Origin of the sequence: Dietzia sp. PP-33 (assembly GCF_033790845.1) — a bacterium.
Classification (GTDB): Bacteria; Actinomycetota; Actinomycetes; order Mycobacteriales; family Mycobacteriaceae; genus Dietzia.
On the sequence record NZ_JAMYEI010000001.1, the window covers coordinates 780518 to 801033 of the forward strand.

At 62.3% G+C, this 20516-nt stretch carries 20 protein-coding genes and 1 pseudogene; 12 read left to right on the forward strand and 9 right to left on the reverse strand.

From position 1 onward, the window contains the following. Window positions 1–30: 30 nt before the first annotated feature. From NJE57_RS03740 to NJE57_RS03760, 5 genes and pseudogenes are all read right to left on the reverse strand, one after another. Entirely contained in the window at window positions 31–459 is a 429-nt protein-coding gene (locus tag NJE57_RS03740; protein ID WP_007626378.1) for a four-helix bundle copper-binding protein, read from the reverse strand. 110 nt (window positions 460–569) lie between these two features. Next, window positions 570–770 (reverse strand): annotated as a pseudogene (locus NJE57_RS03745) (ATP-binding protein); the annotation flags it as partial. Continuing rightward, window positions 769–1278, reverse strand: coding sequence for a DUF2771 family protein (locus tag NJE57_RS03750; protein ID WP_007626376.1), 510 nt, complete (start codon window positions 1276–1278; stop codon window positions 769–771). The pseudogene NJE57_RS03745 and the gene NJE57_RS03750, both read right to left, overlap by 2 nt. 239 nt (window positions 1279–1517) lie before the next feature. Beyond that, window positions 1518–2522, reverse strand: coding sequence for a c-type cytochrome biogenesis protein CcsB (gene ccsB / locus NJE57_RS03755; RefSeq protein WP_017836393.1), 1005 nt, complete (start codon window positions 2520–2522; stop codon window positions 1518–1520). Next, window positions 2519–4165 carry a cytochrome c biogenesis protein ResB gene (locus NJE57_RS03760; RefSeq protein ID WP_319026989.1) on the reverse strand — a complete coding sequence of 549 codons (1647 nt, stop codon included), beginning with the start codon at window positions 4163–4165 and terminating at the stop codon, window positions 2519–2521. Before NJE57_RS03760 ends, ccsB begins: the two co-directional genes overlap by 4 nt. Before the next feature lie 318 nt (window positions 4166–4483). On the opposite strand from NJE57_RS03760, the gene NJE57_RS03765 reads away from it, so the two are divergent. Together NJE57_RS03765 and NJE57_RS03770 are read left to right on the forward strand one after the other, a co-directional pair. Next, window positions 4484–5182, forward strand: a complete 699-nt coding sequence (locus NJE57_RS03765; protein ID WP_319026990.1) for a response regulator transcription factor — start codon at window positions 4484–4486, stop codon at window positions 5180–5182. Next, window positions 5179–6336, forward strand: a complete 1158-nt coding sequence (locus NJE57_RS03770; protein ID WP_264887533.1) for a sensor histidine kinase — start codon at window positions 5179–5181, stop codon at window positions 6334–6336. The genes NJE57_RS03765 and NJE57_RS03770 overlap by 4 nt, the downstream gene beginning before the upstream one ends. A gap of 1 nt (window position 6337) precedes the next feature. Here NJE57_RS03770 and NJE57_RS03775 read toward each other — a convergent pair whose 3' ends face one another. Next, window positions 6338–6964, reverse strand: coding sequence for a M23 family metallopeptidase (locus NJE57_RS03775; RefSeq protein ID WP_154828158.1), 627 nt, complete (start codon window positions 6962–6964; stop codon window positions 6338–6340). 652 nt (window positions 6965–7616) lie between these two features. Between NJE57_RS03775 and NJE57_RS03780 the strand changes: the two genes are divergently transcribed. From NJE57_RS03780 to lnt, 3 genes are all read left to right on the forward strand, one after another. Beyond that, on the forward strand, window positions 7617–8045 hold the full coding sequence (locus tag NJE57_RS03780) for a hypothetical protein (protein ID WP_319026991.1): 429 nt from the start codon (window positions 7617–7619) through the stop codon (window positions 8043–8045). Further along, window positions 8042–8407 carry a cytochrome b5 domain-containing protein gene (locus NJE57_RS03785; protein ID WP_017836387.1) on the forward strand — a complete coding sequence of 122 codons (366 nt, stop codon included), beginning with the start codon at window positions 8042–8044 and terminating at the stop codon, window positions 8405–8407. Before NJE57_RS03780 ends, NJE57_RS03785 begins: the two co-directional genes overlap by 4 nt. A 313-nt stretch (window positions 8408–8720) precedes the next feature. Further along, window positions 8721–10199: an apolipoprotein N-acyltransferase gene (lnt, locus tag NJE57_RS03790; protein ID WP_319026992.1), complete on the forward strand. Its 1479-nt coding sequence runs from the start codon at window positions 8721–8723 to the stop codon at window positions 10197–10199. Window positions 10200–10357: 158 nt separating this feature from the next. Here lnt and NJE57_RS03795 read toward each other — a convergent pair whose 3' ends face one another. From NJE57_RS03795 to NJE57_RS03805, 3 genes are all read right to left on the reverse strand, one after another. Next, on the reverse strand, window positions 10358–11356 hold the full coding sequence (locus NJE57_RS03795) for an SURF1 family protein (protein ID WP_187352351.1): 999 nt from the start codon (window positions 11354–11356) through the stop codon (window positions 10358–10360). Between the two features lie 166 nt (window positions 11357–11522). Further along, window positions 11523–12266 (reverse strand): M23 family metallopeptidase, encoded by a 744-nt coding sequence (locus tag NJE57_RS03800; protein WP_081615259.1) that lies wholly within the window; start codon window positions 12264–12266, stop codon window positions 11523–11525. Window positions 12267–12536: 270 nt separating this feature from the next. Further along, on the reverse strand, window positions 12537–13472 hold the full coding sequence (locus NJE57_RS03805; RefSeq protein WP_095719382.1) for a cation diffusion facilitator family transporter: 936 nt from the start codon (window positions 13470–13472) through the stop codon (window positions 12537–12539). A 191-nt stretch (window positions 13473–13663) separates the two neighbouring features. Between NJE57_RS03805 and NJE57_RS03810 the strand changes: the two genes are divergently transcribed. From NJE57_RS03810 to NJE57_RS03840, 7 genes are all read left to right on the forward strand, one after another. Then, complete coding sequence (locus NJE57_RS03810) at window positions 13664–14317, forward strand: TlpA disulfide reductase family protein (protein ID WP_154828163.1); 654 nt, start codon at window positions 13664–13666, stop codon at window positions 14315–14317. Further along, the gene (locus NJE57_RS03815) at window positions 14314–15168 is read left to right on the forward strand and encodes a cytochrome c biogenesis CcdA family protein (protein ID WP_043568439.1); all 855 of its coding nucleotides are present in this window, start codon (window positions 14314–14316) and stop codon (window positions 15166–15168) included. The genes NJE57_RS03810 and NJE57_RS03815 overlap by 4 nt, the downstream gene beginning before the upstream one ends. A 358-nt stretch (window positions 15169–15526) precedes the next feature. Beyond that, entirely contained in the window at window positions 15527–17074 is a 1548-nt protein-coding gene (locus tag NJE57_RS03820) for a multicopper oxidase family protein (protein ID WP_319027100.1), read from the forward strand. Between the two features lie 55 nt (window positions 17075–17129). Next, on the forward strand, window positions 17130–17777 hold the full coding sequence (locus NJE57_RS03825; RefSeq protein WP_319026994.1) for a DUF305 domain-containing protein: 648 nt from the start codon (window positions 17130–17132) through the stop codon (window positions 17775–17777). 109 nt (window positions 17778–17886) lie between these two features. Beyond that, window positions 17887–18729 carry a F510_1955 family glycosylhydrolase gene (locus tag NJE57_RS03830; protein WP_319026995.1) on the forward strand — a complete coding sequence of 281 codons (843 nt, stop codon included), beginning with the start codon at window positions 17887–17889 and terminating at the stop codon, window positions 18727–18729. A 41-nt stretch (window positions 18730–18770) separates the two neighbouring features. Continuing rightward, on the forward strand, window positions 18771–20045 hold the full coding sequence (locus tag NJE57_RS03835; protein WP_181694399.1) for a L,D-transpeptidase: 1275 nt from the start codon (window positions 18771–18773) through the stop codon (window positions 20043–20045). Window positions 20046–20175: 130 nt separating this feature from the next. Continuing rightward, window positions 20176–20331 carry a hypothetical protein gene (locus NJE57_RS03840; RefSeq protein ID WP_156523497.1) on the forward strand — a complete coding sequence of 52 codons (156 nt, stop codon included), beginning with the start codon at window positions 20176–20178 and terminating at the stop codon, window positions 20329–20331. Window positions 20332–20516: the final 185 nt, after the last annotated feature.

Consider the following 20516-nt stretch of genomic DNA (forward strand, 5'->3'; position numbering starts at 1 on the left):
TCGAGCAACGACTACAGCGGCGCCGCGGGTTCAGCCAATGGCGCTGAGGAGGTCGCTGCAGGCCTTTTCGCAACGACGGCAGGCGTCAGCACACAGCTTGCAGTGCTCGTGCATGTCGGCGTGAGCCTCGCAGTCTTCGGCGCAAGTAGCGCACGCGGCACGGCAGGCCTTGAGCAACTCGGTGACCACGGTCAGGTTGCTGCCCGTTCGGCGACTCAGGACGGAAGCGGTGGCGACGCAGACATCGGCGCAGTCGAGATTGGTACGGATGCAGTTCCGCAGGTCGGCAACCGCCTCTTCTGCCAAGCAGGCGTCCGCGCCGTGCGGGGAATCAAGGTAGGTCCGGTGCCAGCGACGCATGAATCGTGGCCCCAGGCCGGGGAAGAAACCGGCCGGTAGCTGTTCAACGTGCAACTGCGCGGTCGCGCCGAGATCAGCGATCGTGGCGTACCGCAGCACGAGATCGTCCTCCGTCGCCGGTCCCGGCCGTGGGCAAGGCGCCGTCCGCGCACGGTAGAGCAGGCGGTAGCGCCACGTCGGTCGACACATAAGCTGACTCCCTTCTTCGGTCAAATCAGACCGGGCCCGGCCACTTGCGCGCCGGAAATGCCGGCTCGGTTAGTGGGAGAGCGGCCAGAGCTCGGAAACTCGACAGTGAAACTTGCATCTCGGCCGGGCCCGTCACTGTGCGCTCGAATGTTCCCGCCGTGGGCTTCGACGAGTGCGCGAGTGATGGTCAGGCCGATACCGCTGCCGCCACTGGGGCGCTCAGTCCTCGTAGACGAAGGACACGGACCATTCGCCGTTGAGGATCGACGGCTCACCGGCTTTGTCATAGAAGATCGGGACCGACCGGATGGCTAGGCCCTCGATGGGGCCATGCTCCGGGGTGCTCACCGGAATGAGTAGCTCGCCGGCACCGCCAGCCTCGACGATGTACTCGTTGGTACCGCCCTGACGCACCTCGTAGACGTTCATCGTCGACTCGCGCAGCTCGGTGGACAATCGGACGGTCAGTGTGTGCTCGCTGCGCACCACGAATTCGGGCACCGGGTTGGTGAAGGAGTTGCCGTCCAGGTCGGTCGCGGTGAAGGGCAGAGCCTTGACGGTGCTGCGGTCGGTGGCCACGGTGATCTCCGACAGCACACCGAACCGGGCTTCCGACCCCTTCCACGCCCCCAGGATGGCGGCGATCATGATGATCATCCACGCCAGGATCGCCCAGGTGGCCGGGCGGACACGGCGGCCGGTCAGTTCGGATTCATTGCGGGAGCTCACAGTTTCGTTCTGCCGATCTCTTCGTAGTCGGACTCAGGGAGCCACCGGCTTCCCCGAGGTGCCGCGAACGGTTCCACCTAGCCCAGTGTGGTTACCCGGCTCGCCTCGCACGGTGCCAAAAAGCGTCTCCTGCCCGAGTCGGACCGGGGCGATAGCCGGCCCCGTTTCTTTCATTTCGCGGAGTTGGATGCTGCGCTTTCTAAAGCAGATATCGAGGCTGCGAAGTGCTCCTCAACCGTTCAGTTCAGGCCAGCATAGGAGTGCAGACCGGAGACCACGATGTTGATAAAGAACAGATTGAAGATGAGCACCGCAAACCCGGCGAGGTTGATCCAAGCGGCCTTCTTGGGGCCCCAGCCACTGGTGGCACGGGCGTGCAGATAGCCGGCGTAAAGGACCCAAGAGACGAAGGAGGCAGTCTCTTTGGGGTCCCAGCCCCAGAAGCGACCCCACGCGCCCTCGGCCCAGACAGCGCCCAGCAGGATGCCCACGCTGTAGATCGGGAATGCGATCACAGCGGTGCGATAGGCCAGTCGGTCGAGAGTGTCGGCATGCGGTAGTGGGCGGGAAAGCCCAGAGCTCCAGCCCGTTTCCTGACCCTGCGGTTGCCACACCCGGATCAGGTACATGATCGAGGCGACGCCGGATATCAGCAGTATGGCCGATCCCAGCGAGATGATCGAGACGTGGATGGGCAGCCAGTACGACTGCAGTGCCGGCACGACGGGAGAGGCTTCGGAATACAGGTTGGTGCCGCCGAAAAACAGCAGGATCAGAACCGGTACCAGTACGAATGGCCAGGCCACCTGTAGGGCCGGCTTGCGCAGGAAAATCAGCCCGGCGCCCACTCCCAGCAGTGTGGTGGCCAGAATGAACTCGTACATGTTGCCCCACGGGAAGCGACCTGTGGCCACCCCGCGCAGGATCAGCGCAGCCGCTTGGAAGAGGAAGGCGATGATGATGAATAGCTGTGCGATCCGTGCCCAGCGGACACTGCCTGCGGACTCACGGTCCTCGTCTCCGGTGTCGGTGAGAGAGGTTGATTCTGTGAGCCCGGGCCCACCGGCACCCACTAGGTTCCGGCTTGATTTAGTCACCTTGGCTACCCGGAATCCGGCGTAGTAGATCAACGATGCGACAAGCGCCAGCACGTATAGACCGAACGCGGACCTATACGCCAGGTCGCTGTAGGTGGAGAGCGTCTCGTTGACAGGCAGTCCCTGCGCGAGAATTACAGTGTTCACCGGATGTTGTCCTTCCACGAAGCGTCGGGGTCGGCGCCTCGACTAGATGCAGTGTCGCTAGGTTCGGGCAAGACGGGTGTAGCAGTAGCAATGGTGGCCAGCCGGTCCCGGAGGTCGTCGAATTCCCGGCCCCAGCCCGATCTGTCCGTCTTAGCGAGGCCACCCAGGTCGACGCGGGTCGCCTGGGCCCCGTCGACGATGACCCGTGCCCAGATCCTTCGGCGACGGACCATCAACGACAGGACGAGTCCACCCACCATGACGGCAGCGAACACGCCCACCCAGATCTGAGTAGGGTCCTCCGAGACCTGGATGTTGATGAACTCGTCGGCTCCATCGAAGCGAACCTCGGTGCCATCGGGCAGGGTCGTGGATTCGCCGGGCATGAGGTTGACGCGGGCCCTACGCTCCAACGCGCCCGACTCCATTAGGTCGGGGTCCAGCGAGAAGATCGACTGTGCGCCGCCATTGTCCAGGCCGGCGTTGCCCTGGTAGACGTCGATCGCCACCGCCGGGTCGTCCATCCGCGGGAAACGGGAGCTGAGTATGTTGCCGTCGAACGAGGCGGTCGGTGCGAACAGCCCCTGGATGGCGATCTGCTGCTCAAGGCGATCGTCGATGTCCGGGTACATGCCGGCTGGCGGATCAAAGCGCATGATGCCGGAGGAGAGAAAAGTCAACAGGTCCGTCGGTTGCCACTGCACTGTGTCTGTACGGGTCTCGCCGTTGGGGAACGTGACCGTGAACGTGGGCGCGAAGCCGTGACCTTGGAGGTAAACACGAGTACCGCCGATGCGCAGCGGGTGGTTGACCTGCAACGTGTAGGGATCCCATGTGTCTGGATCGGTGGTAGTGACCTCCTCACTGAAGCGAATGTTGGAGGTGAACATCTCCGCCTGGCCATTGGGTAGATAGTCGGTACGGAAGTCTTCGACCTTGATACAGAACGGCGCCAAGTCAGTGCCGTCTACCAGCAGACCTGCCCGGAACGAGTCGTACGCACTAGGCGTGGTGTTGCAGAAGGCCGGCGCTTCCTCGTTGGCGATGATCACCCGCATGCCCTCCGCGTACACGAACTTGCCGGCCGCGAACGCGATCAGCAGGAACAGCAAGCCGAAGTGGAATACGATGTTGCCCACCTCGCGCGCATACCCGCGCTCCGCGGACAACTCGATGCTGCCCGACACGCGACCGTCCCCGTTGTTGCGACGGACCCGCCAGCCCTTGAGGCTCTTTTGGACCTGGTCCGCGGCCTGCTCCGGCGTGGCCGTGGTCCGGTACGCCGCATGATGCGGCAGGCGTGCAAGGTTACGCGGGGCAAGCGGCGGCGGGGCCTTGAGTTGTTTGACCAGATCAATCGACCGCGGTGTCAGGCAGCCCACCAGCGATATAAACAGCAACACGTACACGGCTGTGAACCACCAGCTGGAGAACACGTCGAACAGCTGGAGCTTGTCGAAGAACTCCCCCAGCCAGCCGTTGTCCGCGATGTACTGATTGACGTTTCCTTGGTTGAGGCTGCGCTGCGGCAGGAGTGCCCCCGGTATCGCCGCCACTGCCAGCAGAAATAGCAGAATCAATGCCGTGCGCATCGCGGTGAGAGTGCGCCATGAGTTGCGCAGGAACGCGGTGACCGGAGCCATCCTAGGCACTGATATGAGTCCCCTCTGCCGTTCCCGGTGCGACGAACCGGAACGAGGGGCAGCTTCGGTGGGGCGTCACCGGCTTCATAGCATCATCAGCACCGCTGTAGCACGCATAGTCACATCTGGAGATTGTCCTTCGCCGACCCCATTGATTCGGTGGGGGTTTGATGAAGGTCTGATCAAGATCAAGCATGCGATAGGCGCCAGTGGCAGACCTACGACGATGATTGAGGCCTTATGTTCACATCCGATTCTCGAGACGCCGGACCTGAAGGTGAGTCCCCGACCACGCGCGCGACCACAGGGCTGCGGGCGATGGTCATCGAAGATGAGCGTGAGCTCGCCGATCTCATCGGTACCTATCTGACCCGCGAGTGCTTCGACATCACGATCGTTCACGACGGGCAGGATGCAGTCGACCTGATCCGGCAGATTGATCCCGACGTCGTCGTGCTAGACCTCGGCCTTCCGCGACTGGACGGCGTCGAAGTGTGCCGCCAGTTGCGCACCTTTTCCGATGCGTATGTCGTCATGCTCACCGCCCGCACCGAGGAGGTCGACACCCTCATCGGACTGTCCGTGGGAGCCGACGACTACATGACCAAACCGTTCAGCCCACGAGAGCTCATGGCCCGCATCCAAGTCATGCTGCGCCGTCCTCGATCGTCTACAGCCTTACGCTCCCCGTCCGCGGCCTCCGAACACAGAGAGCTGCGAAGGATTGGGGCACTGGCGATCGACGTCGAAGGCCGCGAGGTCACCGTCGACACCACCCCTGTTCAGTTGACCAGGACCGAGTTCGACCTCTTGGCGGCACTGACGCGAGACCCCGGCTTGGTGCTGTCCCGGACGCAGTTGATCAGTGCCATCTGGGGGCCTGACTGGGTCGGCGACACGCACCTTGTTGATGTCCACATCGGGCACCTGAGACGCAAGCTCGGAGACACTGCGTCCCGGGGCGCATACATCCGCACCGTCCGCGGTGTCGGCTACCGCACCGGAGATGGTCAGTGAGCCGGATCGATCTGGGTGACAACGTGACGCGCCTCAAGCGGTGGTTCACCACTGCCACCTTCGGTACCCGGCTACTGGCGGCGCTCGCTTTTGTGATGATCGGTTTCGCAGTCAGTGCCTGGGTCGTCGCCGCAATACTTGCCCCCGGGATCTTCCACGAGCATCTGGAGATGGCCGGACTGTCACAGAACTCCTCCGAAGCAGCCCATATGGAGGAGGCATTCAACTCGTCAATGATGCTGTCTTGGTCGATCGCACTGGCGGTATCGGTGATCTTGTCGCTGGCTGTCAGCGGCTACATCGCCCGCCGCGTTCAACGATCGATCACCCCGGTCACCCGATCAGTCCAGCAGATCTCCGGTGGACAATACGACTCACGAGTGCACGAGCCGAGAATAGGTCGTGAATTCGACGATCTTGTCGTCAGCTTCAACGAACTGGCACGACGACTAGATGCCACCGAAACCACACGCCGACGGATGCTTTCAGATCTCGCACACGAGTTGCGGACTCCCCTGGCCACGCTCGAATCCCACCTTGAGGCGATCGAAGACGGTGTCCGTGCACTCGACGACGACACGCTGCGCATTCTGCGAACCGCGACTGGTCGGCTAGGCCGGCTCGCTCACGACGTCAGCGCGGTGTCCCGAGCCGAAGAACACCTCACGCGTCTCATCCCCATCGGTACCGACACTCGCAGCATCATCGCGGCCGCGATCGACGCCCTGCGCCCCGAGTACTCGCACAAGAATGTGATGCTCCAAGCGCGTATTGATCAGGCAGTACCGATCACTGTCGACAGTGATCGAATCAACCAGGTCCTGACCAACCTTTTGCACAACGCGCTCCGCCACACCGATTCAGGTGGGATGGTCACCGTCACCAGTCGCCTACACAACGGGAACGTGGAGATCACTATCGCCGACACTGGTGAAGGCATCGCAGCGCAGCACCTCGACCACATTTTTGACCGCTTCTACCGCGTCGACACCGCACGCGACCGGGCACACGGAGGAAGCGGCATCGGACTCACCATCACCCGTGCACTCGTCGAAGCCCACGAAGGCCATATCCGCGTTCACAGTGACGGGCTCGGCCGCGGCGCCCGATTCACGATCTCCTTACCGCAGACCCCGGCTCATTCCAAGGGCTGACTCAGTTGGTCGCGATACCGTTTTGCCGGAGCCACTCGATGGGGTCGGCGCGCTCCCGTCCCTCGTTCAACCACACCTCGAAGTGCAAGTGTGAACCGGTGGAAAAGCCACGACTTCCCATGAGGGCAATCGTCTGTCCAGCCTGTATACGCTGGCCCGTGGACACGAGAACCTCTTCCATGTGTCCATAAACGGTCATCGTGCCCTCATCCGACAGCAGTCGGACCCAATTGCCGAACCCTTGCGCCGGGCCGGCATCGATGACGGTCCCGTCAGTGGCCGCCACGATCGGGGTTCCGATCGCGTTTGCGATATCGATGCCGCCGTGGAGCGAGCCCCAGCGTTGGCCGAACTCAGACGTGAGGGTCCCGACTGTCGGCATCGCTGCTGTTGGACGGCGCGCGGTCTCCTCGGCAACTTGTCGGCGAGCGTCGATTTCGGTGCCTGCCGCCAATGACGACACCATGGCGGCAGCGCTCTCCAGCGGGAGGTCGCCTTGCACCGCAACGGGCCCAGGCAGTTCAGCCGGGGGAAGGGCTATGTCTCCAGACTGGCCAGCAGGACTGATCGACTCCTCGTGCGCGATGAGGTGAATGTGCTCACCACCAGCTTCTGCGTGCTGGTCCACTAGAAAACTTATCGAGGACACGATGGCCCCGGCGGCGACCGTGACGACGACGACCTGATCATGTAACTCGGGCCGGGCGGAGGGTTGGCGATGCGTACCGCCACCTCGAGGGCGACCAGAACTCGCCCAGATGTCGACAGTTAAAGGGTGTGCCTTGCGGCGTGCACGTCTTCGCTCCACTGTCGCCGTGTCTCCCCTGCCGCTATACCGTGATGGTTTCGTGATGTGACTTTTGCTCGAACTTAGACGAGCAGAGTCCGCCGTCGCAAGAAGTGGGGGCCTCGTCACCCGTGTCGAAGAACGACCGGGAGCGGCCCCCACCAGCGTGCATCGTGCCTAGAGTCTCCCTCTGACCACAGCCTCTGGCAGCGTTCATCAAGCTGCCTGTTGCGAGTGTCAGGGACTACGTGGGCGACATGGGAAGGCCTTCGGAAGCTGGACGTCCTGACAGGCTTCACCCAGGTTCACCCCAACTGGCCGCGCACCAAATCAGCACCGCGTCAGCGACCGTCACGTCCGGGATCTTGATCAGACCTTCATCAAACCCCGACCGAATCAAGAGGTCAGCACAGCACAATCTCCAGATGTGACAGTGCGTGCGGCATTGGGGGACAAGTGGGGCGGGTCGCCAGCCGCCTCCCACCACGAAGAAGTGGACGAGCAGCTCGAGAACGGGAAAGTGTCGCGATCACAAGATTTACAGATTTCCGGACGATTGTTGTTGCTCGCACGAGCGGTGGCCTTGTTGACGGTCAGCGCCCTCGGACTTCTCTTCACTTCGGCAGGGGTGCTGGTCCAGGACGGCACCAGTCTGGACGTCCACAGCTCGGCCGCCATCGCCCTTCATGTCCTCACCGGCGTGCTGGCTCTGGTTCTAGGGTGGCGCGCGTGGGCTACGCGGCGAGGTCGCTGGGCTGCAGTCGTCGCCCTCGTCCTGTTCGGGGCCACGTTCGCCCAAGCGAGCTTAGGGGGCAGTTCGACCTTGGCATTCCACATCGGCGTAGCACTGGTGCTCACGGTCCTGTGTACGTGGCTGGCCGCCTGGACTTTCGGTAGATCACTATACGAGGAGATCGAATGAGACTGCGCAGGACACTCACCGCCTCCGGCTCCACCGCCGCCCTGCTCCTAGCTGTGGGCTGCGCCGGGAACGACACGGGCGCGCCAGAACAGGCAGAGCAGCTCCAGACGGGCGAGAGAGCCGAGAAACAGGTCACGATGGCCGAGGTCCAGCAGAACGATTCGACCGACTCGTGTTGGACCGTGATCGAGAACATCGTCTACGACCTCACCGCGTGGGTCGACCAACACCCGGGCGGGCCGGACCGGATCGAGCAGCTGTGCGGCACAGACGGGACAGAGAGTTTCACCGACCAGCACAGTGGAGCGTCCCAGCCACAATCGCGGCTCGCCGAGTTCCAGATCGGCCAGCTCGCCGGGTGACCCGGCAGATATGCTTCCGATCCGCTCTGTGCGTCCCGGTCGGAGGCATGTGCCGGGCCCCGCTCCGGGGCCGCGCGCGTGGACTCAGCGAGGCCGTGAACGGGTTCGATTCGCTCCCCCCGCGACCTCTGCGGAAGACGAGAGCGCACCTCGCGAGCGTGACATGACAACACGACAGAAGAACCGTGGGCCGCAATCGGTGGTACTGCCAGCAGTCGACCTCAGGATGGGCGGGGTTACCCGAAATCAACCGCAGTCAACGCCTTCCCGGCGGTGGCTAAATAGTCACCCCGTCGGCCGTGCGCTTGGTCGAATGGTGTCGTCATTGGGCGCAGGAATACTGCTGTACACCAGTTTCCCGCCTCTATCCTTGTGGTTTCTCGCCCCGGCCGGTCTTGCCATTTTGGTCCTGTCGATCCGAGGGATCAGCGTGCGCGGCGCATTCGGATTGGGATACCTGGCTGGTCTCGGGTTCTTCGTACCTTTACTGCCCTGGGTGGGGGTTTATGTCGGCGCTGTCCCCTGGCTAGCATTAGCGGCGCTACAGGCCGTGGCAGTCGCTGTCTTCGCTGGGGCCACCGCACTGGTGGCGCGGCTGCCCGGGGCTGCACTGTGGATCGCGTGCTGCTGGGTGGCCACCGAAGCCGTTCGAGCGCGCCTGCCCTTCGGTGGGTTTCCCTGGGGCCGGCTGGCGTTCGGTCAGACTGATGGACCATTGCTGGCGATCGCTCAGATCGCTGGGGCGCCAGGGGTGAGCCTGTCCGTTGCACTGGTGGGCAGTGCAACTGCTGCAGTGGTCGTCGGACTTGCTCGGCGCTCCGCCTGGCGCTCGGTGTTGCTACTCGGGGCGGTGCTTGTGACCGCCTCTGCACTCGGCTCGATACCCGTCTCTACCGCACCAATCACCACCCCCTCTAAAACGGTTGCCCTAGTCCAGGGCAACGTGCCCCGACTCGGTCTGGATTTCAACGCGCAACGGCGCGCTGTACTGGACAATCATGTGGCTCGTACCGACGCTCTCGCCACCGAGGTCGCAGCGGGGGTGAAGCCCGCACCGGATCTGGTGATCTGGCCGGAGAACGCATCAGACATCGACCCGTTTCGCAATGCCGACGCTGCAGAACAGATCGATGCGGCCACAGAGGCGATCGGCGCTCCGATCCTTGTGGGGGCGGTGGTGTCCACTGGCTCCGGTACCACCCGAAATACAGCGCTGGTGTGGGAGCAAGGAACAGGACCTGGCGATGCGCACGACAAAAGACGCCTGGTTCCATTTGGTGAGTATCTGCCAATGCGATCGATCGTGAGCAAGCTCTCGCCTTATGCCGCGCAGGCGGGCAACTTCGTGCCCGGTAACGGCGATGGTGTGGTGACCATCGATGAGACACCGCTCGCTGTGGCCACCTGTTATGAGGTCGCGTTCGATGATCTGGTGGCCGAGTCGGTTCGGTCGGGGGCGCAGTTGATCGCGGTACCAACGAACAATGCAACCTTCGGCGATACCGACATGACCTATCAGCAGCTGGCGATGTCGCGGCTGCGCGCTGTCGAACACAACCGCACGGTGGTGGTAGCGGCCACCAGCGGTGTCAGCGCGATTATCGCGGCGAATGGCGATGTCCTCGAGCAGACCGAAATGTTCACTGCCGATGCCCTCGTCGCACAGGTCCCGCTCAATACCGAGTTCACACTTGCCACCCGATTACGTTCAATTCCTGAACTCATCATCACGGTCACCGCAGTATTCGCTATGCTGGTGGGGTGGATTGCTAGCCGCCGTCGGCGGGGCTGAGATCCCCGGCCATGAGTGCGCGCCGATATCGGGAGCGGACCCGTCGTCGGCCGGGCCGGCTGCAGGCGCTCAACGTGAGCATGTCGGGCAGGGCGCCGAGGGCGAGAAATTGATGAGCTCCCGCGAGGTAAGGGCGAGAGCCAGCTCGAGGATTGGACTCAGTAATCGAGCCTATTTCTCGGACGTAGACGCCGTCGGCGTTCAGCCTCAAATCTGGTGCCGTAGCGATCACGAACGGTCATCGTTACGAGGCGGTCATGGGCCACTGCCTCCGTGGCCGCATCCACCTCAGCAATATGACCGGATACGACATCAGGATCGATATCCCTGTCACCAGGTCCCACAGCACCGTCGCCTAGGCTGCCTTGCTCGTCGTTGCCCTGGCTACGTTGGCGGCGCCGCTCCCGGATTTCACTCCACAGAAAGTAGCCAAGCCCAATTGGCGCTAGAACTCCGAATGCAAGCCATTGAAGCCCATAGGACAGGTACGAACCCGCCTCGACTTCCGGTATCGGAGTTGGCTCGAGTGATCCTGGTTGACCTCCGGGGAGCTGGAGATGATAGCCAGCAAGATCGAGATCCAGAACCCGACCGATCGTCGAGGTTTCAATGGAGCGCACCATGTGACGATCGTGCAGAACTATCGGTTCGGCCGGGGTGTCGGTGGGCATTCTGAGCCTGGCGGTGATGGTCACTGGATCGGCTACCGCGGCCGGGTAGGTCGGCACCGTGTTGTTCTCGCCAACGCGAACCCATCCACGATTAATAAGCAGATCATCGCCGCCCTCGGTCCGAAATGCGGTGAGAACTTGGTAAACCTGTTCCCCGTCGACAGCTTGCTGCCGCAAGAGCACTTCGTCTTCGGGCAGATAGCGACCGGTTACTGTGACCCGATGCCACTCGGATTCGTCCAACGGCGCGTCCCGCGCCGTCAATTCCGTCAACGGCACTGGATCGGCTTCGACGCTGTGAAGAAGTTGGGAATTGCGCGTCTTCAAATCCTCGTTCTTGCCTAACTGCCATGGCGCCAACAGTGTGAAGCACGTATAGACGAACAGTGCGACGGCGATGAAGGAAATCAACCACCCCGGCGTCATCACGCGAAAGACCCTCTGCACGCCGTTCACGGTAGGCGGTGATGGCAAGACGGTCGGCATCGGGGCCCTCCTGTCGGCACCAGCTCCGGCGATCATTAATCGTGCCCGCCTCCCGCCACTGTCGGCAGGGATGGTTCCGATCCGGCGAGATCAGCGTGTTGCGTGCCGAATTGTGGCATCCGGGCCTGGATCGGAAGTGTCGAGCAGCAGGTCGTTGTCTACGTCCTCAGATGACGACGCCGTTCGCGGCCAACCATGACACCGAGTCGATCCACTGGCCGGCGGGATTCTGTACGCCGAAGTGCACATGCGGACCAGTCGAGTAGCCACGGTTACCGACTTCACCGATCACCTGGCCGGCGGTGACCTGCTGGCCTTCGGTGACGTAGTTGGCATTGTTGTGGCCATACTCCAAGAGATAGCCGTCATCGGTCTTGATGCGAATCCATAACCCATAACCGGAAGCGGGGCCGGAGGCCACGACCGTGCCGGACTTGGCTGCATACAAGGGTGTGCCGATCGGCGCAGCGATGTCGGTGCCATTGTGGTTAGCGCCCCACCGCGAGCCGAAGCCAGAGGTGATCGTTCCATCAGTCGGCCTGTGAGCTTGGCTGGCGACCGAAAACGCCGAAGACGACGACTGAGCAGTATCGAATCCGAGCGCCTGGCTCAGCCCGGGGGCCTGACTTGCATACTGGCGGACCGCGTCAGCTCCGATGCCATAGCGGGCGGCAGCCTCTTCGACCATCTGTCCGACGTGCTCGGGATCAGACGATTGGGCAGCGGCCACAGGGGCGACACTAAGCGCCGCGCCACCGGCGATTGCGGCGCCAGCCAGCGTGGTGGCGGCGATCCGGCCCACTCCCCTGGATCGGTTGGCGCGATGACGCCCACCAGCAGAGATGCGGTGGCCCACACCAAGCGAGTCCATGAGATCGGCGAACGGAACGCTCTTGGAGGAGCTCGACATGATTGATTCCTTCAACTTAAGCGATGGTCGCAGCTTCATACCGACGACCACTGGAGACTCCCGAAAAGGTAACAGTTGCATATCGTCCTGTCACGGAGAGTTTCCTGAGAATCCAGAAATCAGCAGTTCATACGCCATTTGTTATTCATCTACGGCATCGCCCGACCGTTACCCCGACGTGATTTTTGGTTCGAACGCGGGCCGGCCGGAGCCACCCCGCAATCGTCCCGGGTGACTAAACCGCGATCAACGCAAGCAGGATCAAGGTCCTTACTCCTGCCCCCTCCTCGTACCCGCCGCACGTGTGATGTCGATCGCTGCTGCCGCAGACTCATCGGGACAGTCGGTCTCCACCTGCACAGTAGAAAAGAAGAAGCCGTACCGATCCTGAAGCAAGTTGGAGGCGGATTGGAGAACGATCTGCGGATCGGCGCTTGCGGAGGTGCGCAGGTGGCCGGAGAACACGAAACGTCCACTGGTTAGTGCCCAAGCATGGGCATGATGGACGTCTTCCACCCCATCTATCGCTGCCAGGTCTTCAGTCACGTCAGACAGGTAGACCTCGTCGGGTGTGCCCTCCATGAGCAGATGGGTGGCGTCGCGCAGGATGCTCCAGCTTGCCCATACAAGCACGAAGCCGAACGCCAAACCGAGCAGCGGATCGATCAGCAAGAACCCGGTGAACTTGATCACTAGTGCGGTGACGATGATGAGCAGGCTGCCGACGAAGGTCTGGATGATGTGCCACAACGCGCCACGAACGTTCATGTCGCTGCGGCTTTGTTTCCAGATCAGGCTCAGGGCAACGATTTCGGTAAGCAAGCCTCCCGCGGCTGCCCACAGCATGGGCGTCGTGGGCAGGTCAACCGGAGCATTCATGCGCATGGCAGCCATCACGATCACCACCATCGCCATGATTAGCAGGAAACCGCCATTGACCAGCGCGCCTACGATCTCGGCGCGGTACCAGCCAAAGCTGCGATTTTCGTCTGCGGGGCGGCGGGCGAGTCGAGCAGCGAAGATGGCGACTAGGACACCACCGACCGCCGAGAAGGTGTGAAAAGCGTCCGAGATCACCGCAACCGAGCCGGTCCACAGCCCGATCGCCAACTCGATGACGAAGTAGATTCCCGTCAGCCAAGCCGAGATAGCCATGCCCCACCCACGAGCCTGCACCTGCCCGTGTCCACCATGCCCATGCGCCATGGGGGTCTCCTTTTTTGCACTCGGAATCCGGTTCTCGTGTCAGCTGCACACTGTGCATCGGTCTCGCGGTGCCCACAGCTTCTCTTGGGAATCTTGATCAGACCTTCATCGAACCCCGACCGAACCAATGGGGTAGGGGCGGCACAATCGTCCGGTGTGACTGTGCATGCAAGAGTGGTGCTGATGCTGTGATGACGACGAATGTGTTCGGCAAGGGTGCGCAGCCCGGTAGCTGGGGCAGACGGGCAAGATGCCAACTGGCCGCAGTGGTGGTGAGTTCGCTTGTACTTACTGGCTGCGCTAGCGGCACTGATGCCGTCGCTTCAGGTGAGACGTTCGATTTTGTCAGCCCGGGCGGCCAGATTGAGATCTTCTATGATCCGCCGGCGGACCGCCAGAAGATCGCGCCGATGTCTGGCCCGGAAGTAGTAGATCCGGAGGCCACTGTGGCGGTCGCAGACTTTCCTGGCGAGGTGGTGCTGATCAACCTGTGGGGTCAGTGGTGTGCTCCCTGCCGGACGGAAACCGACGACCTGCAGCGACTACAGGACAAGTACCAGGCGCAAGGGTTCACCAATCTCGGCGTCAACTTGCGCGACCCGAATCGGCAAAAGCCTGTCGACTTCATCAAGGACAACGGGGTCACCTATCCCTCAATTTGGGACCCATCGCAGGCCGCGGTGGCAGCGCTACATGGTTTCCCCACCTCGGTGGTGCCAGCGACACTGATTCTCGACAAACAGCACCGAGTCGCTGCGGTATATCTAGCAGAGGTCACCGACACCCAGTTGGAGCCGGTCATCGAGAGACTGCTGGCCGAGCCTGCTGAAAGCGACGCTGCATGAACACGGTGCTGATCGCGCAATCCATTGGCCAGACGTTCCAACAAACAGCTGCTTCCGGGCCTCTACTTCTCGCGTTGGGAGCATGTGTCCTTGCGGGACTCGTCTCGTTCGCCTCGCCGTGCGTAGTCCCGCTCGTGCCCGGGTATCTGGCATATATGGCCAGCATCGTGGGTGCAGAGCGCCCGGCGGTGACCGTGCAGGCCGCCGAGCAACGCCGCGCCGAAGCCAGCACGCTCACTCTTGAACAGCAGCGTCAGCGGGTGTCATCGCGACGACGAGTCGTCCTCGCCGCGGTGCTATTCGTTGCTGGATTCACGGTGGTCTTCGTGCTGCTGTCGGCGATGGTGCTGGGCACCGTGCAATACCTCGCCCCCCAGCAAGAATTGCTGCAGCGGCTCGGCGGTGTGGTGACCATCTTGATGGGTCTGGTGTTCATCGGGGCCATACCCGCCCTCCAGAGGGACACTCGAATGCAGCCGAAAGCGCTTTCCACCTGGGCGGGCGCGCCGCTACTTGGCGCCGTCTTCGCCCTGGGATGGACGCCGTGTCTCGGACCGACGCTGGCAGCGGCGTTGTCGGTGGCCGCCGGAACCGGACTCGACGCCGCACGCGGAGTACTGCTCATCGTGGCGTACTGCCTGGGGCTCGGACTGCCTTTTATCGTGGTGGCCTTCGGTTCGACGAGAGCCATCCGCACGGTGGGCTGGCTGCAACGACACACGCGAACGATTCAGATCGTCGGCGGCATCATGCTCATTGTCGTCGGAATCTTGCTGCTCAGCGGCATATGGACGCAGTTCGTGTACTGGCTCCGCGACTTCGCCGTCTCAGACACCACTTTGCCGATCTGACAGTGCTCCGATGGTCTCTCCTAACTCGAGTCGAGTCTGTCTGTCCGAAAAGAACCTTGATCGGATCTTGACGAAACGATGACCCAGATCTCGCATTTCGCCCCGCAGAATCGAGTTTCTAATACAGGCAAGGAGTTGAGTCTGATGGGGTGGTTTTACGGTATGAACTGGATCGACATCGTCCTGTTGATCGCGTTCGTACTCGGTTTCTGGGCGATGGTTCTGGCCTTGACGACCAGTCTTTTCGGAGGGCATCGGCACCTACGCGGGTCTCACTCTCCTGCTACTGGGGTCGTCTCTTCCGGTATCTCTTTCGGATCTCACGTAGGGACCGCGACTTCGCGAAACGCCGATCATGATGAACGCTGACGCCACGGGGCGGGCAGGTGCGCTAAGACGTGCGCCGCGCGTGCTGGTCTCCCGCCGGTCTTTCTTGGCCGGATCGCTTCTCGCCGGCGCCGGCGCTCTGACTGCATGTTCTGGTTCCGGAGCAGCCACGGGCAGTCCCGTGGGAGCCTCGTCAGATCTCGTGAAGCGGCTTGAGCAGGAGCGACGCTCCCCCGGCCAAACGGTGGTATCTGCGCAGTTGACCCCCCGTCCGGTCGACGTTGATCTGGGTGGCCGAGTCGTCTCAACGTGGGGATACGACCAACAATTGCCAGGCCCACTGGTGCGGGCCCAAGCTGGAGAGCGGCTGCAGATCACCGTGGACAACCAGCTGCCCCAGGAGACCAGCGTGCACTGGCACGGGATCGCCATGAGCAACGACATGGACGGGGTTCCCGGGTTGACGCAGGACCCGATCGCACCAGGCACCACGTTCACCTACGACTTCACCGCCCCAGACCCGGGCACGTACTTCTACCACTCACATTCGGGTCTGCAACTCGATCGGGGCTTGTACGGAGTGGTGATCATCGATGATCCGGGCGAGCCCGGCGACTACGACCATGAATGGCTCGTGGTCCTTGACGACTGGGTCGACGGGACCGGTCGGACTCCCGACGATGTCGCCCGTGATCTGGGCATCGGTGCCGACACCGCAGATGCCGGGATGCAGGGGATGGACCACGACATGATGGACATGCACGGGGGTGAGGGGTCGATGATGTCCCCCATCCTCGGCAGCGCCGGGGATGTCACCTACCCGCACTTTCTGATCAATGGTCGACTCCCTGTCGACCCCTACGTTTGGAGAGCGTCGCGGGGCCAACGCGTGCGCATCCGGTTCGTCAATGCCGGCGCCGACACCGCGTTCCGGGTCGCGCTTGGCGGGCACCGGATGACCGTCACTCACACTGACGGCTTTCCCGTGCTTCCCGAGGACACCGATTCTCTTCTGATCGGTATGGGTGAACGGTTCGATGTTGTGGTCACGCTCGGCGACGGCGTGTTCCCGTTGTTCGCTCAGCCCGAAGGCAAGGATGGCCACGCGCAGGCCCTTGTACGTACAGCAGCGGGCGATCTCCCGACGAATTCCCGACCAGTCGAAGTGGACCGGCGTCCGCTATTGGGTACCGACTTATCCCCCAGCGAGGCAGTACGTCTGTCTAGCCAAAGTCATGATCGGTACCACAGTGTTGACCTGGGCGGGACGATGTCGCCGTACCGGTGGACCCTCAACAGCCAAGTCCACCCGGATTCGGCGCCGCTGGAGGTCAACAGTGGGGAGCGGGTGCGGATGCGGATGCGGAACATGTCCGACATGTTCCACCCGATGCACCTGCACGGACATACGTTCGCGCTCGCGGACAGCGGGCTTCGCAAGGATACCGTCACGATTCGGCCGATGCGCACCATTGAGATCGAGTTCGACACCGATAATCCTGGCCAGTGGGCGTTGCACTGCCACAACGCCTATCACCAAGAGGCCGGGATGATGACCACTCTGTCTTACCTCGCCTGACCGGCAAGGTGATCCACTCGCGGGCCCGAAAGTCCGCAGAAGAAAGGGAACCCAGATGAATCGAAAGAAGCTTGTGATGACCGCCGCTGCCGCCGCGGTCCTGCTGGGGCTGTCCGCCTGCACCAGCGACGAGACCGACACGGCCAGCGAGACCACGACCGCCGTCGAGACCACTGCGACCAGCGGGAGTTCGACCACCGAGCAGGCAGAGGAATCAGCTCAGCATTCCGAGGCTGACGTGATGTTCGCCCAGATGATGATCCCCCACCATGAGCAAGCCATCGAGATGAGCGACATCATCTTGTCCAAGGATGATGTCCCCGCCGACGTCACCTCGCTGGCCGAGGAGATCAAGGCGGCCCAGGGGCCCGAGATCGCGCAGCTGACCGACTGGCTTGAGCAGTGGGGCGAGCCGACGCAGCCCGAAGGCATGGACATGGACATGGGCGGTGACCATGACATGGCGCAGATGGAGGGCATGCTCTCCGATGAGGAACTGCAGCAGTTGTCCGACGCTCCCGGCCCTGAGGCTGCCGAGTTGTTCCTTAACCAGATGATCGCCCACCACGAAGGTGCCGTGGCCATGGCCGAAGACCAGGTGGAGAACGGCACGTACCCGCCGGCTGTCGATCTGGCGCAAACCATCATCGACACCCAGCAGCAGGAAATCGACACCATGCGGCAGTTGCTTGACCCCATGTAGAAAACGAAGCCTTGTATACCCGGCGGGGTCGATGGCAGTCCGACCCCGCCGGAGACCGTCTGGGCATCAACACATTTTCTTGTCCCTGCCAGAAACGAGATACGCATTCATGCTTTCGCACCGAAAGCGGGCCTGGGCCTCAATAGCCATCCTTGCATCGGCTCTCATCGCGACCGCGTGTTCGAGCCCGCAGCAGACGCCAGCACCCGAATCCGGGGACGCCTCATCGACGGCCGGCACCGCATTAACACCCGCGCTTGACCATGTGCACGGACTCCACCTCGATGCTGAGGGCAGGGTGCTGGCCGGCACGCATACGGGGCTTTTCGTCCTCAACCCCGATGGCGCGACCACCCGCGTCGGCGACGCCGACGACGACTTCATGGGGCTCACAGGCGCGCCCGGGACGGATAACCTCTACGCCTCGGGCCATCCTGGCCCGTCAAGCTCCGCCCCCAATCCTCTCGGACTCATCGAGAGTGTCGACGGCGGCCAGTCGTGGGCGACGAAATCCCTCTCCGGCGAAGTCGACTTTCACGCCCTGACCACTGACGGAAACACCCTTGTCGGATTCGACACCGCCAACGGAATTCGAACGTCCACCGACTCGGGCGTCAGTTGGACCGACGGCATCGAGATAGCCGCGAGAGCATTGGCGATTACCGACGAGGGCATCTGGGCCACAACCGCAGAAGGCCTACAACTCAGCACCGACATCGGGCGCACATTCGCATCAGTACCAGCTGCTCCCGAACTCCTGCTGATATCTGCAGCCGAAGACGGCACCCTCTGGGGGATCGATACCGACGGCACCGCCTGGCGCAAGAACGTCAACGACGATGAGTGGCAGCAGGGACCAGTTGTCGGTGATGTCGAAGCCATCATCGCCGCGGACCAGGACACTGCCTACGCTGCTGATGGACGGTCATTTCATACATTAACGATTCCCTGAAACGTCGTCGGCGGCGCAAACCAAGGCCGACCGAAGACGGAATGGAAACTACCGGTCAGAACGCATACGAACTCGAGGGAGAAGTGGTGAGGAAAGAAGCGATGCTCGCAGGCGGAGCCGCACCAGAGCGCACACCGGCGAAACGGCTTGCCTCGGTCGCGGTGGCCTTGGTGGCCGCAGTAGGACTGAGCGCGTGCACGATCGGGGACACCGAGGACGCCTCGACGGCCGCTGCACCGAAAGAAGCCCCCGCCGCTGCGGCCGTCATTCACACCTCGTTCGAAGATGGGACAGTGGCCGCGACGCCGCGGGAACCGATCGTCTTGGATGTGACAGACGGTGCGTTCGACGATGTCACGGTCACAAACGAAGAAGGCCGCGAGGTCGAAGGCGAGTTCAACGCGGAACGCTCCCAGTGGCGCACCACCGAGACTCTGGGCTACAACCGGGATTACTCGATCGAGGCGAGCGCTACTAACGACGACGGTGAGACGATTACAGACTCGTCCTCGTTCAGCACCGTGGTCCCGAACTCGACCACCAGCGCGAGCCTGGTGACCGGTCAGGGCCACACGGTAGGTATCGCGCAGCCGGTCGCGGTGCGTTTCGAGTCCGCCGTCGGCGACCGTAAGGCCGTCCAGGACGCCATCGAGGTCACCACGACCCCCGCCGTCGAAGGAGCCTTCTACTGGGTGTCGCCCTCGGAGGTTCGCTGGCGCCCCGCCGAATTCTGGGCACCGGGCACCGAGGTCGACGTCGACGTCAACATCTACGGCACCGATATGGGCGAAGGCCTTTACGGAGCCCAGGACGCAAACAGCAACTTCACGATCGGCGACGAGGTCATCACCACGATCGACGACAACACCAAGACAATGACGACCCGAATCAATGGCGAGGTCGTCAGCAGTAGCCCGGTCTCACTAGGAAAGGCATCGACACCCACCCCGAACGGCACCTACTACATCGGCGACCGATACGAATCGCTCATCATGGATTCATCGACGTTTGGTGTGCCGGTCGACTCGGCCGACGGCTACCGGCTTTCAGTCAACTGGGCCACCCAGATGTCCTACAGCGGGATCTACGTCCATGCCGCCCCATGGTCCGTTGAACAACAGGGCTTCACCAACGTCAGTAACGGCTGTATCAATGTCACCGACGCCTACGCCAAGTCGTTCCAGAACAACAGCAACCGTGGCGACGTGGTCGAAGTCATCAATACCGTCGGACCAACACTTCCTGGGACCGACGGACTGGGCGACTGGAACATCCCGTGGGAGACCTGGCGTGCCGGAAATGCCGATCAGGCCTGAGGGGTCCAGTCACTATTCTGACCTCGACCAAAGGCCAGGCCAAAATCGTCCGGCGAGCGCGGGAATAGCCAAAATGCACACTCTTCCGTGGTCATTGATCGACGTTTGAATTTCCTGACATTCGACGTTCATGGACGAGGGAGTCTCGCCGGATTCGTTTTTGGCGGCCCCACCGGCACAAACGAACAATGGCAGCCAGCAGGTGCGCAAGATGGTGCGCGACATCTGGTGCAACCAGCCGGTGGACGCGAATACGCCCGGAGCTAATACGCAGACCTTCCACTAAACGGGCCCTTCACTATGAAGGGCCACTAAACGATGCCGAGCTGTAGTTTCTGCGAACTCACCCTTCCCCAAATTTCCCCCATCTTCGAGGGCACGAGGGTTCTCCACCATGGTCTCGATCGTTCCAGCCTGTCCTGAGTGTCAGCTCGCCAGCGGAAATTCTTGATCAGACCTCCACCTGATCTC

Bases quoted from the DNA above. Each gene is read 5' to 3' on its own strand.
- NJE57_RS03760 (WP_319026989.1), bottom strand. From the start codon at position 4,165: ATGGCTCCGGTCACCGCGTTCCTGCGCAACTCATGGCGCACTCTCACC.
- NJE57_RS03765 (WP_319026990.1), top strand. From the start codon at position 4,484: ATGGTCATCGAAGATGAGCGTGAGCTCGCCGATCTCATCGGTACCTAT.
- NJE57_RS03785 (WP_017836387.1), top strand. From the start codon at position 8,042: ATGAGACTGCGCAGGACACTCACCGCCTCCGGCTCCACCGCCGCCCTG.
- lnt (WP_319026992.1), top strand. From the start codon at position 8,721: ATGGTGTCGTCATTGGGCGCAGGAATACTGCTGTACACCAGTTTCCCG.
- NJE57_RS03795 (WP_187352351.1), bottom strand. From the start codon at position 11,356: ATGCCGACCGTCTTGCCATCACCGCCTACCGTGAACGGCGTGCAGAGG.
- NJE57_RS03800 (WP_081615259.1), bottom strand. From the start codon at position 12,266: ATGTCGAGCTCCTCCAAGAGCGTTCCGTTCGCCGATCTCATGGACTCG.
- NJE57_RS03805 (WP_095719382.1), bottom strand. From the start codon at position 13,472: ATGGCGCATGGGCATGGTGGACACGGGCAGGTGCAGGCTCGTGGGTGG.
- NJE57_RS03810 (WP_154828163.1), top strand. From the start codon at position 13,664: ATGACGACGAATGTGTTCGGCAAGGGTGCGCAGCCCGGTAGCTGGGGC.
- NJE57_RS03815 (WP_043568439.1), top strand. From the start codon at position 14,314: ATGAACACGGTGCTGATCGCGCAATCCATTGGCCAGACGTTCCAACAA.
- NJE57_RS03820 (WP_319027100.1), top strand. From the start codon at position 15,527: ATGAACGCTGACGCCACGGGGCGGGCAGGTGCGCTAAGACGTGCGCCG.
- NJE57_RS03825 (WP_319026994.1), top strand. From the start codon at position 17,130: ATGAATCGAAAGAAGCTTGTGATGACCGCCGCTGCCGCCGCGGTCCTG.
- NJE57_RS03830 (WP_319026995.1), top strand. From the start codon at position 17,887: ATGCTTTCGCACCGAAAGCGGGCCTGGGCCTCAATAGCCATCCTTGCA.
- NJE57_RS03835 (WP_181694399.1), top strand. From the start codon at position 18,771: ATGGAAACTACCGGTCAGAACGCATACGAACTCGAGGGAGAAGTGGTG.
- NJE57_RS03840 (WP_156523497.1), top strand. From the start codon at position 20,176: ATGGACGAGGGAGTCTCGCCGGATTCGTTTTTGGCGGCCCCACCGGCA.